13 protein-coding genes are annotated in these 11,893 nt (G+C 37.8%); 4 read left to right on the forward strand and 9 right to left on the reverse strand.

The window, feature by feature from the left end:
* Nucleotides 1–42: 42 nt before the first annotated feature.
* The 4 genes from ABXH06_RS12035 to cadR form a co-directional block, all read right to left on the reverse strand.
* A complete protein-coding gene (locus tag ABXH06_RS12035) occupies nucleotides 43–258 on the reverse strand; it encodes a GDCCVxC domain-containing (seleno)protein (RefSeq protein WP_074498697.1) in 216 nt (71 codons plus the stop codon).
* The gene (merC, locus tag ABXH06_RS12040) at nucleotides 246–635 is read right to left on the reverse strand and encodes an organomercurial transporter MerC (protein ID WP_074498698.1); all 390 of its coding nucleotides are present in this window, start codon (nucleotides 633–635) and stop codon (nucleotides 246–248) included. Before merC ends, ABXH06_RS12035 begins: the two co-directional genes overlap by 13 nt.
* A gap of 61 nt (nucleotides 636–696) precedes the next feature.
* The gene (locus ABXH06_RS12045) at nucleotides 697–1,074 is read right to left on the reverse strand and encodes a MerR family transcriptional regulator (RefSeq protein ID WP_074498699.1); all 378 of its coding nucleotides are present in this window, start codon (nucleotides 1,072–1,074) and stop codon (nucleotides 697–699) included.
* A gap of 42 nt (nucleotides 1,075–1,116) precedes the next feature.
* Complete coding sequence (gene cadR / locus ABXH06_RS12050) at nucleotides 1,117–1,506, reverse strand: Cd(II)/Pb(II)-responsive transcriptional regulator (protein ID WP_074498700.1); 390 nt, start codon at nucleotides 1,504–1,506, stop codon at nucleotides 1,117–1,119.
* 77 nt (nucleotides 1,507–1,583) lie between these two features.
* Here cadR and ABXH06_RS12055 point away from each other — a divergent pair, with 77 nt between their 5' ends.
* Together ABXH06_RS12055 and ABXH06_RS12060 are read left to right on the forward strand one after the other, a co-directional pair.
* Nucleotides 1,584–2,315: a transglutaminase-like domain-containing protein gene (locus tag ABXH06_RS12055; RefSeq protein WP_074498701.1), complete on the forward strand. Its 732-nt coding sequence runs from the start codon at nucleotides 1,584–1,586 to the stop codon at nucleotides 2,313–2,315.
* Nucleotides 2,302–3,189: a cation diffusion facilitator family transporter gene (locus ABXH06_RS12060; RefSeq protein ID WP_074498702.1), complete on the forward strand. Its 888-nt coding sequence runs from the start codon at nucleotides 2,302–2,304 to the stop codon at nucleotides 3,187–3,189. The genes ABXH06_RS12055 and ABXH06_RS12060 overlap by 14 nt, the downstream gene beginning before the upstream one ends.
* 71 nt (nucleotides 3,190–3,260) lie before the next feature.
* Here the strand turns inward: ABXH06_RS12060 and ABXH06_RS12065 are convergent, their stop codons facing one another.
* The 5 genes from ABXH06_RS12065 to ABXH06_RS12085 all read right to left on the reverse strand — a co-directional run bounded on the left by ABXH06_RS12065 (nucleotide 3,261) and on the right by ABXH06_RS12085 (nucleotide 10,010).
* Nucleotides 3,261–6,389, reverse strand: coding sequence for an efflux RND transporter permease subunit (locus ABXH06_RS12065; protein WP_074498703.1), 3,129 nt, complete (start codon nucleotides 6,387–6,389; stop codon nucleotides 3,261–3,263).
* A gap of 10 nt (nucleotides 6,390–6,399) precedes the next feature.
* A complete protein-coding gene (locus ABXH06_RS12070; protein ID WP_353518376.1) occupies nucleotides 6,400–7,296 on the reverse strand; it encodes an efflux RND transporter periplasmic adaptor subunit in 897 nt (298 codons plus the stop codon).
* Between the two features lie 71 nt (nucleotides 7,297–7,367).
* A complete protein-coding gene (locus tag ABXH06_RS12075) occupies nucleotides 7,368–8,660 on the reverse strand; it encodes a TolC family protein (RefSeq protein ID WP_353518377.1) in 1,293 nt (430 codons plus the stop codon).
* A 70-nt stretch (nucleotides 8,661–8,730) separates the two neighbouring features.
* Entirely contained in the window at nucleotides 8,731–9,051 is a 321-nt protein-coding gene (locus ABXH06_RS12080; RefSeq protein WP_353518378.1) for a hypothetical protein, read from the reverse strand.
* 59 nt (nucleotides 9,052–9,110) lie between these two features.
* Nucleotides 9,111–10,010 carry a cation efflux transmembrane domain-containing protein gene (locus ABXH06_RS12085; RefSeq protein ID WP_074498707.1) on the reverse strand — a complete coding sequence of 300 codons (900 nt, stop codon included), beginning with the start codon at nucleotides 10,008–10,010 and terminating at the stop codon, nucleotides 9,111–9,113.
* 157 nt (nucleotides 10,011–10,167) lie between these two features.
* On the opposite strand from ABXH06_RS12085, the gene ABXH06_RS12090 reads away from it, so the two are divergent.
* Entirely contained in the window at nucleotides 10,168–10,527 is a 360-nt protein-coding gene (locus ABXH06_RS12090) for a hypothetical protein (protein ID WP_254849561.1), read from the forward strand.
* Between the two features lie 83 nt (nucleotides 10,528–10,610).
* On the forward strand, nucleotides 10,611–11,828 hold the full coding sequence (locus ABXH06_RS12095) for a TolC family protein (RefSeq protein ID WP_353518379.1): 1,218 nt from the start codon (nucleotides 10,611–10,613) through the stop codon (nucleotides 11,826–11,828).
* The last annotated feature ends 65 nt before the right edge of the window (nucleotides 11,829–11,893 follow it).

Here is an 11,893-nt window from a genome sequence, read left to right on the forward strand (position 1 = left end):
CGGTTGTAATTTAGCACTAAACATTAAGATTTTAATGATTTATTAGCCAGAGCAGCAATTTTGCCCTTCCTGAATAGGAGGACACTTAACTGTTCCGAACGAACAATAAACACAGCAGTCACCCTTTAAAGGCTTTAACAAAACTTTGCACGATTCACATTCATAATACCACTGACAAGCGTTTGTCGGCATTTCTTCTATTTTACTATGCCCACATTCAGGACATGTAATAGTCGATTTAAGCTCTATATTTTGCATGTTTGTTCCCTTACAGGTTTGACGATATCTAACACAGACATAACGACCATTAAACAAATACCAAAGTAAAAGAGGTATGTGCTCCAATCATATTGCCAAAGAGGATAAAGCGTTAATAGCACTACTACAGACCCTAAAATGCTGAAGACAGCTCTAGTATGGCTTTTATTTTTGTGCCAGTTGTATAAGTTTACCAATAGTGCCAACGATGCAAAAATAGGTAAAAGCGTATTTACAGCTAATCCCTCAAAGTGAGAAAGAAAACCTAACCCCAACGCTGATGCTAATGAACCGAGTGCAGGGAAACACCCTGTACAACTAAGTGCTGCAAGCCAAACCCCGCCTGAGCCAACTTTATCTAAAATTTTATTTATCATTTGAAAGTCTATTGGTTGATATTACCAGCACTTTAAACTCCGTATATAAGTACGGAGTCAATCATTTTAATGAATCAATTATGGGGCAATGTGTTGGATCTTCGTTTTGCATACAGGTATTTGTCATATCCACAATTACTTTCTCTAAACGTTGAAGGTCATTAATTTTGTCTCGAATGATTGCTAACTTTTGTCGGCTTAATAGCTCAACTTGAGCGCAGTTGCTGTCCATAGACATTAGCGATTTTATTTCTCTTAACGTAAAGCCGAGCGCTTTGGCTTTTGTGATAAACCTAAGTTGTCCTGCTATTGTTTCGTCATATTGTCTATAACCAGATATTGGTTTTTCAGGTTGTGTAATCAGCCCTTCTCGTTCATAAAAACGAATGGTTTCTACATTTAAATTTAATGATTGTGCTAATTTGCCAATGGTTTTCATTATTGCCTTTGTGAATACTAATAATCTAAAGTTATATTTAGTTTAACTATCCAATGTTTTAATGATCCCGCAGGCTTCAATTGTATTATCTGACCCACAAGCACTTGCCATCTGTTGTAATTCAGCTTTAAGCGCCCTTAATTCTTTCATGCGTTTATTCACTAGTGCAAGTTGCTGATCAATTAATGCGTTAACGCTAGAGCAGCTTTCTTCGGGGGTATTTTTTAGTTCGATAAGACGTTTAATATCATTGAGTGATATATCTAGGCTGCGACAATGTTTTACGAATTCCAATTGTTTTAGTGCTTTACTATCATACAGCCTGAAATTACCTTCTGAACGGTTTGGATTTAATAGCAATCCTTCTCTTTCATAATATCTAATTGTCTGTATTGAACAGCCTGATTTTTTTGAGAACTCACCTATTTTCATAAAATTCCTTAACGCTATTGACTCTATAGTTACTATAGATTCTATAGTGTTAGTATACAAGTTGAATGGAGAATAAAATGACAAAAAAATATTTAAATAATACGACAATTGTTAATTTTGAACATAAGAATATCCAATCTCTCATTAATCAACGAGGGTGGAAAAACTTGGATAACTTCAACAAAATTGGTGCAGCCTACCAATTCGTTAAAGATGAAATATTATTTGGTTACAATGAGAGTGATGATATTTCAGCAAGCAGTGTTTTATCCGATGGTTACGGACAATGTAATACCAAAGGCAACTTGCTGATGGCATTGTTGCGAGGGTTAGGCATTCAATGTCGTTTTCACGGTTTTACTATTGATCAGCAATTACAAAAAGGTGCTATTCCAACCTATGTGTTTTGGTTAGCGCCTAAATACATCATCCATAGTTGGGTGGAAGTTTATTTCGATGGACGCTGGATAAACTTAGAGGGCTTTATATTGGATGAGCAATACTTAAGCTCACTACAGCAAAAATTTGACCAAGCAAAAGGTGAGTTTTGTGGTTATGGTGTTGCAACAAAGTGCTTATCTTCACCCGGTACGGATTGGCGTGGAGAGGATACCTATATTCAAAAAGAAGGTATTCATGACGACTTTGGGCTTTATGATTCCCCTGATGAGTTTTATCTTGAAAAGGGTACTAATTTGTCGGGAGTAAAACGTTGGATATATCAACGCGTGATACGTCACTTGATTAATATGAATGTATCAAGACTAAGAAATAAAAAAGTACTAGAGGTACAAAATGCACAACCATAGTCACAGTCATCAGCATGGTAAAGGCGATCGTATTGGTTGGGCATTTTTTCTGAATGTGACATTTACTATTATCGAGTTTATTGGTGGATGGCTTACCAACAGTACCGCGATAATGGCAGATGCTGTACATGATTTAGGTGATAGCCTGTCTATCGGCTTTGCATGGATTTTAAGTCGTTTTTCAGATAAAGAAGCATCAGACAAATTCAGCTATGGTTATCGCCGTCTTACACTTTTTGGTGCATTGGTAAATAGTATTGTTTTGATTATTGGTTCTATTTGGGTTTTATTTGAAGCCATTCCAAGGTTGTCCAATCCTGAAATGCCTGTAGTTGAGGGGATGCTGGGACTTGCCATACTCGGTGTTGCCGTGAATGGATATGCAGTTTTCAAATTAAAAGCGGGTGAAACATTAAATGAAAAAGTACTGACATGGCATCTACTTGAAGATGTACTTGGCTGGGTTGCTGTTCTTATTGTTTCTGTCGTACTTCTTTTTGTTGAACTGCCAATTTTAGACCCTTTATTATCAATTGGCTTCACGCTATTTATCTTATTTAACGTTTTTAGAAACTTGAAATCAACGTTGGTGCTTTTTCTTCAAGCGGCACCAGATAGAGAGACCCAAGAACGAATTAAACAATCATTACTGGAATTTCCAGAAGTTAATGGTATCCACCACATGCACTTTTGGTCACTAGATGGTGAAAGTCACGTTTTAACAGCGCATCTTGAGCTTAGAGACAACTTTGAAGTTGAAGACCTAATTAGACTTAAACAAGAAGTTGCAACTAAATTAGCTTCCTATCATTTATCGCATACGACGATAGAGTTTGAGTTTCTAAATGAAAGTTGCCGAGATGATACGAATTAAACTTTAAAAATTAAAATAAAAAGATTAAATATAAAAGCAGCTTAAACATAAATTAAGCTGCTTTATTGTTTTTAAATTTCGTCGGACTGCTGTTTGCTACTCTCAGAGCCATGCGCCCATTGATATAAAATAGGCAATACAAACAAAGTTAAAATTGTAGAAGATACAATACCGCCAATAACAACTGTTGCTAGTGGTCTTTGTACTTCTGCACCAATTCCAGTGTTTAACGCCATTGGAATAAAACCTAAACTAGCAACCAGTGCCGTCATTAAAATAGGTCTTAAACGAATGATGGCACCTTCAATGATTGCTACGTAAAGGTCGCCTTTTTCATGCCAAAGATCTCGAATAAAAGCCAACATAACCAAGCCATTTAATACGGCGACACCTGACAATGCTATGAAGCCGACACCTGCCGAAATTGATAAGGGCATGTCTCTTAAATAAAGTGAAAATACGCCCCCAGTTAATGCTAACGGTACGCCACTGAAAATGATTAATGCATCTTTTAATGAACCAAATGCTATAATCAAAATACCTAAGATAACAACCAATGTTATCGGTACAACTAGGCTTAATCGCTTACTTGCTGACTCTAGTTGTTCAAACGTTCCACCATAATCAAGCCAGTATCCTGCTGGGACTTCTCCTTCCTGATTAATTTTAGCTTTCACTTCTTTTACAAAGCCGCCTAAATCTCTGCCACGAACATTGACGGTAACCACAACTCTTCTTTTTCCGTTCTCACGGCTAATTTGAGCAGGTAAAGACTCTGATTTAAGCTCTGCAACTTCTTCAAGTGGCACATAGTTACCGCCCTCAAGTGGAAGCGGCAGGTGCTTCAAGCCATCGATATCTGTTCTTGTTTGCTCTGGTAGGCGAACAACTAACTCAAATCGTCTGTCACCTTCATAAATGATCCCCGCTGATTCACCGCCAATCGCAGTAGCAACCCAGTCTTGCAATTCGGTAACGTTCAATCCATACCTACCAAGCGCTTCTCGTTTAGGAATTACTGATAAAGATGGAACACCTGTGACCTGTTCCATTCGGGCATCAGCAGCACCGTCCACGGTTTTCACAATATTTAGAATATCTTTTGCGGTAAGTAATAACCGATCCAAATCATCACCAAATACTTTGATACCCACGTCAGCTCTAACACCAGAAATCAATTCGTTGAAACGCATTTGAATAGGCTGAGTGAATTCATAGTTGTTGCCCGGAATGTTTTTCAGTACCTCTTCCATTTCTTCAACTAATTCACTCTTTGGCTTTGAAGGTTCGGCCCAATCTTTACGTGGTTTTAAAATAACAAAGATATCAGCAATACTCGGTGGCATTGGATCAGTTGCTACTTCTGGTGTGCCGATGCGCGAGAATACTTTATCAACTTCAGGAAACGCTTTAATACGTTGCTCAAGTACTTCTTGCATTTCTACTGATTGCTCTAGGCCAGTCGATGGAATTCTTAATGCCTGTAGTGCAATATCACCTTCATTTAATTGTGGAACAAATTCTGTCCCAAGCGTAGTTGCTAACCAAAGGCTATACCCCATTAACAGCGTTGAAAATGAAACAATAATCCAACGAAATTTCATCGCCATTTTTAACAATGGTTCATAAATAGACTTGGTTGAACGAATAACTACACTTTCTTTTTCGCTGATTTTACCTTTCATAAATATCGCAACAGCAGCAGGAACCAGTGTAACTGAAAGGATCATGGCCGATATTAACGCCATAACGACTGTTGCCGCCATAGGGTGGAACATTTTCCCTTCAACACCAGTTAAAGTAAAAATAGGTATGTAAACAACTGTGATAATAGCTACACCAAACAGGCTTGGGCGTATGACTTCTGAAGTGGCTTCAAAAACAGTATTTAGTCGCTCCCTTAAGTCTTGCCTATGGCCGTTGTGTTGCGCCTCTGCTAACCGACGAACAGAGTTTTCAACGATGATGACAGCCCCGTCCACTATCAAACCAAAGTCCAATGCGCCGAGACTCATTAAGTTGGCAGATACTCCCGCTTGTACCATACCTGTGATTGTCATTAACATTGATAGTGGTATTACAGCGGCGGTTATTAATGCAGCGCGTAAATTTCCAAGCAATAAGAAAAGTACAACGATAACTAATAGCGCACCTTCAACGAGGTTTTTGGTAACGGTTGTAATCGCTTTATCTACTAACGTTGTTCTGTCGTAAACAGGCTCTGCGGTAATGCCCTTTGGCAGAGATTTTTGTATTTCGCTGAGCTTCTGTTCCACTGCTAAGGCAACAGTACGAGAATTCTCACCAATCAGCATCATGGTTGTACCAAGCACTGTCTCAATGCCATTACGAGTAGCAGCCCCTGTTCTAAGTTCTTTGCCAATAGCAACATTGGCAACATCACTTATTTTTACAGGAATACCATCGTTCTTTTTGATGATGACATTGAGGATCTCATCTATTGTCGCAAGTTGCCCAATGGAGCGCACTAACACTTGCTGTCCGTTTTGTTCGATATAACCTGCGCCACGGTTGTCATTGTTTTTACGTAATGCATCAGATATTTCTTCAAAGCTTACCTGATGAAAAAGTAATTTTTCAGGTTTCGGTGTTATATGATATTGCTTGTTGTAGCCGCCGATACTGTTGACCTCAATGACGCCTTTAACTTGAGCCAATTGCGGTTTAATGATCCAGTCTTGAATTTCCCTCAGGGCAATAGCGGTGTAAGGCTCTCCATTAGGCATTTTAGCGTCAGGAGAAGCTTGTACGGTATACATAAATATTTCGCCAAGCCCTGTGGAAATAGGACCCATTTCTGGCTCTAAGCCAGAGGGAATAACGCCTTTTATCGCAGCTAATCTTGCATTGATTAAGTTGCGAGCAAAATAAATATCGGTTCCCTCTTCAAAGATAACGGTTACTTGAGATAATCCATATCTTGACAGGGAGCGGGTGTGAGACAGCCTTGGCAATCCAGCTAAGGCGGTTTCTACAGGAAAGGTTACCCTTTGCTCTGCTTCTAAAGGTGAATAACCGGGGGCAGAGGTATTTATTTGTACCTGCACGTTTGTTATATCTGGAACAGCATCAATAGGAAGTTTTTGATAACTCCACATGCCAATGCCGATGATTACCATCAGCAGACTTAGTATTAAATAGCGTCTATTTATTGCTAGACGCAAAATTGATTCAATCATATTGCGTCTCCTAATCGTCGTCTTCTACTTCAGATTTCAAAATATCTGCTTTGATCAGATAACTGTTTTTGCTCACATATTCAGCGCCTTTACTGAGGCCATCAATGACCTCTATATAGTTCTTATCTGAACGCCCTAATACAAGCGGCGCAAATTCGTACTCTTCACCTTCTTTAACAAATACACCTAATTGTCCACCTAGTTCTTGTATAGCAACTTTCTCAACGGCTAAATCCACCTCAAATTGATTTATTTTAACGTTGCCTTTTAATAATTGACCTGACGTTAGGCTTAACTCAGCATTGTTTAAACGTACCCGCGCTAATACATAAGGTTGATCTTTAGCTGGAATAATATTAGTGATAACGGAGTTGAATGCGTGTTCACCATGCTCAATATCAACATGCTGACCGACTTTGATTTGATTATATTGGCTGGTAAACACCTTAAATTCAGCCCACAAGGTGTCAAAATTTACGATTTCAAACAAGCTGGTGTTTTGCGTGATACCGCCAATATTTCCATTTCGCTGTAAAACAGTCCCAGAAACAGGCGATGTTATTTTATAAGTATTTAAGCTCTCATTAGATTCAATAACGGCTAATAGATCGCCTTTTTTTACGTTATCACCAACAGTGGAGTTTATTGTCTTTATAACGCCGTTATATCTAGCGCCAACTTGAAATAATTGTTCAGCGCCTATCGTCGTAGAGCCGTATACAGGGATAGTTTGGTTCAACGTTTTTGAAGCTAAATAGGCTGTTTCAACACCAACCTTTTTTGCCATGTTATTGTCGATTTTGCTTATGCCTTCTTCGCCTTCATGTTCATCTTCACTAGCGAAACCACTTTGAATGGGTGACAAATACCCAATAAAAATCAATAGTGCGAGTAAATAGTTTTTCATTTTGAATTCCTAAACGATTCAGTTAATCACTGAATCAATAAATTGTTATTAAGCTTAAAGTGATGCTTTTTTTAGAGTGACAGCGCTTCGTTTGTTAGTTTTTCTATCTCTGCGCCATAAATTAGGGCAGCAGATGCCGCATCAATGAGGGTTCGCCGAGCATTTAACAGCTCTTGTCTAGCCGATACATAATCAAGATATCCATATCGACCTTTTTGATAGGCGTCTTGAGTATCTTCCAGTGCATCTTCAAGCATTGGGATAACCGACTGCTTTAATGAATTAACTGTTAATATGGCTTGTTTTCTATTGGAGTATGCTCGTAGTAAGTGATTTCTAAACCTCAACTTAGTCGCCTCTTTCTCTATGGCAACTTGGTCACGCTCTGCTAGCGCACTAGCGATTGCACCAGAATTTCGCTTTTCAGCAAACAAAGGTAAGCTAAAGCCAGCGACCAGTGCAGTATCATTGGCTTCTTGAGAACGCCTAACACCAACAGACCATTTTATATTGGCATTGACCTCTGTTTTCGCTAAACGTATTTCAGCCTCTTTTAGTCGCTGTTCGCTTGCATAGATTTGAATTGCTGGATTTTTTTCTAACTTCGCAAAGAGAGTGTTAAAGTCACTATCATTGCCAAACTGAAAAAGATCACCTTGTACTTCAGAGAAAGTTACAGAGTTTTCTCCCCAGAAAGCTGCTAAAGAAAGTTTTAAATATTCCAAACGCTTTTGTTCAGATTGAACGGTTAAATTTGCCTGAGCAATAACTGCTTTTGAACGTTTCACTTCAGCCTCAGGGGTAGCACCTGCGCGGTTACGCTGAGATACAATCTCTAACGTTTCTTGTGCTAACTTCAATGCATTATCTGCCAATATCACTCTTTGTTGGGCAGCAAGTACTTCTACGTACTTCTCAGTGACTTGAGCCATCAAGTTTAGCGCTATTACCTCTTTTTCAGCAGTGAGTAGTGCTCTTGAATTTGAAACAAGCCCAATTCGCGCTGAGCGTTTATCCCCCATTTCAATAACCGAAGATAGAGCGATGGTTAATTCTGCGCTGTCGAATGCAGAGAATTCACCTGAGCCTGCAAAGTTCTCGGCTTCAAGTTCTAGTTCATAAGAGGGATTTAAACTTGCTGTTTGTTCTCGTCCTGTTAATGCGGTTTGTTTGAAATTAAATATTTTGAGTTCAGGGTTGTGTTTAAGCGTCTGCTGAATTGCCTCTTGAAGATTTAACTGCTTTTCAAAGGCATAAACATTAAATGTAAAAAGTGACAAAGCGAGAAACGCGATATATTTAAGCCGAGGTGTTACACACCTCAAAATTACTATCTTGCGATGCGCACAGGTATTAAGTGCCATGTATACTTTCCTATAAATTTATATTGTTATTTAGGCCAATAATGTTGACCTCTTTAAATTTGATATAAAATTAGGCGTGTTTAGGGGGACGAAATGGCACCGAGATATAGCCTTTTAGCTCAGGAGAAACTAAGGCGTAGGTGGGAAATTGATCTATTGCTTGTAAAACATTACAAGAAGAATCTGCATTTAAAAATAGGTGACAACAGCAACAAAAATTACAATCATCAATTGAAGTGTAGCTATTATTTACTTCAAATACATTGGAGGTTTCTGAAGCTTTTAATGGGGTAATTGACTCAGTTAGTGATGTGTTAAAAGAACTCTCGTTTAAGTTTATTTCAAGTTCTTCTAGCGAAAAAAATACAGACTGCACCGCGATTAAAATCATTATCACGTATGATATATTTGATTTTATATACGAGGAGTGCACTATTTTCATTTCTCTGCTTAATACTTTAGCTGTAAGATGCGGCGAGCACCGTTTAAAACGACAAGGGCAATTATCAAACCAATCACTAAATCTGGATAACGGCTGCTTGTTACTGTAACTAATAAACCAGCTAAGATTACGCCAACGTTTGCGATAACGTCATTTGCGGAAAAAATCCAGCTCGCTTTCATATGAGCGCCGTCTTCTTTGTTGCCAAATATTAAAAACAGACAAGCAATGTTAGCGATTAGTGCTATTCCACCAAATATCATCATTAAAGATGACATAGGCTCACTACCATAAATAAAGCGTCTTACGACTTCACTCAAAGCACCTAGCGCTAGAATAATTTGAAGTACACCAGATATATGTGCCGCTCTAAGTTTCATGCTGATACTTTTACCTACGGCATAAATAGCTAAACCATACACCGCAGCATCAGCAAACATATCTAATGAGTCGGCAATAAGGCCAGCAGACTGCGCAATAATCCCGGCAATTATCTCTACAAAAAACATGACTCCGTTAATAGCCAACAACCATTTTAGTGTTGATGCTTCTTTCATCTCATTTTTTTGGGCTAGATCTTTTGCTTTTGCAGCTTCTGTGCTGCAACTTTCTTTAGTTGATGCTAACTCTGCACCGAGTTTAAGTTGTTGTAACTTTTTTGTTATTTCATCTAAATTTTCATCATGAAAAACTTTCACTAAGCGATTAGGAATATCAAATTGCAAGCCAACAGAAGGTTCCACACCATCTAGTGCTAACCTGATCAACCTTTCTTCTGAAGGACAGTCCATTTGAGGCACTTTATATGTACTGACAAACCCGCCACTATAGTTATCTAATTGCGCATCAATTTTTACATCTTCATTGGTAGAAGATGATTGACACTGACCACTACATTTTTCTGACATATTTAACATTCCGTAATAATATTAAAATAAGTATAAAATCTATAGTGGCTATAGAGTCAAATATAAAAATTATTTAATGTAAAAGCGTGGAAACTGAATTGAAAAGCTAGTTTAAGAAAATAGTTTCTGCTAGTATTTTAAATACTATATTTAACTGGTGATAACTTTGAACCTTAATGTTGTACTAAAAATGCTCTTAGTCTTTTCGATTGTTTTACAATCGTTAACTGCTGTTGCATCTTCAACATCTGAGAATCACCAAATAGATATAGAGCACCTTCAAACTCAACATGATCATGCAGATGATCGAAATGCCTTAAATGATAATACAGATGATGAACAGCACGATGTAAAGGATTGTCATCACTGTGGTCATTGCAGTGGCAGCCACTTATCTTGGATTTTAGTCAGTAATTCCAATGTCGATGGTAAGCTAAATATTATCAATAAAACGCCTTATCAAATTGATCAAACAAGTACCTTTCTTGAAGCTATACTTCGTCCGCCTATTTCTTAATTAGATTAATTTTTAATGACCTATTTATCCTTTAATAATGGATAAAGGGTTCGTGTTTATTAATTTTAAAATTAAGATTTTTTATGTATATATATTTAAAAAATACAGGTTTAGTCCTGTCTTTATGCATGGTTGTGAGTTTTTCAGCTGCCAGTTATGGCAAAGAGAAAAATATTTCATGGCTTGATAGTCAAATAAATAAAGATCCCGAAGTTATAGCAGCGAAAGAGTTACTCAATGCAAGTAGTCATAGAGCCAATGGTTTAACTCAAGCCGTTTATAACCCAGAGCTAGAAGCTAGTTATGAAAAAGAAGGTGATTTTGATAATTACTCCATTGGTATCAGCCAAACAATTGATTTCTGGGATAAGCAATCAACAAATAAAACCATTGGTGAAATTGATGTTTATGCAAACCAGCAACAATTGTTATCTCTACTCGATTCTAAAAAGGCTAATGCCTTAACTGCATTAGTTAATTGGCAAGCAGCAAAAAAAGCTGCTCAGTTACTTTCAGAAAGAGAAGAGCAATTGCAAACGCTCGTTGGAATTGTTGAAGACAAACGAAAAGCTGGACTTCTAGAGCCACTTGACGCTGAGCTAGTCTATTTAAACTTGTCGCAAATTTTTAGTGAAATATCTGAGTCTCAAATTGCTTTGAAAAATACAGAGGTAAAGGTTCAGGAGTTATTGCCAGATTGGACGCCTAATACCGCCAATTTACCCTCATTTACTTTTGGAGCAACAAGCTATTCATTTGATTCACAGTGGGTTGAGGATCATCCAAAAGTTAAACTCGCAAGAGCGCAATGGAAGGGGCAACAATCTAAAGCTCAACTAACCACTATGGAATCTAAACCTAATCCAACCATTGGAGTTAGCGCAGGTAAAAGTGGAGATGAAGACTTGGTTGGTGTGACTTTCTCAATTCCTTTAAACATCAGAAATAACTATTCAGATACTGTTAAAGCCGCTTATTCAGAAGCAATTGCAGCCGAGGCGAACTTTCGGTCGGTATATCGAAAGCAGTCTTTTGAAGCAAAAGCTAATTATGAATCGCTTAATGTAAGTAAAAAATACTATGAGCAATGGCAAAAACTCACACGAGGCAGATTAGATAGTAGCGCAAATTTATTAAATAGGCGCTGGGAAGCTGGTGACATAAATACTTCTGATTATTTACTCGCATTAAATCAACGTGCGGAAGGGCTTCATGCAGGAATACGTTTGGAAAATCAATTCAAGCTTGCAGAAATATCCTTCGTTTTAAGTATGGGTCAGTTATCAAAATTTGAGATTTGAACGCGCTAATTTTTCATTAGCAAAAGAAGCGAAATCTTAAATTTATAAAAAATATAGGTTACAAA

The sequence above is a fragment of the Thalassotalea sp. SU-HH00458 genome (assembly GCF_040362795.1).
Lineage (GTDB): Bacteria > Pseudomonadota > Gammaproteobacteria > Enterobacterales > Alteromonadaceae > Thalassotalea_H > Thalassotalea_H castellviae.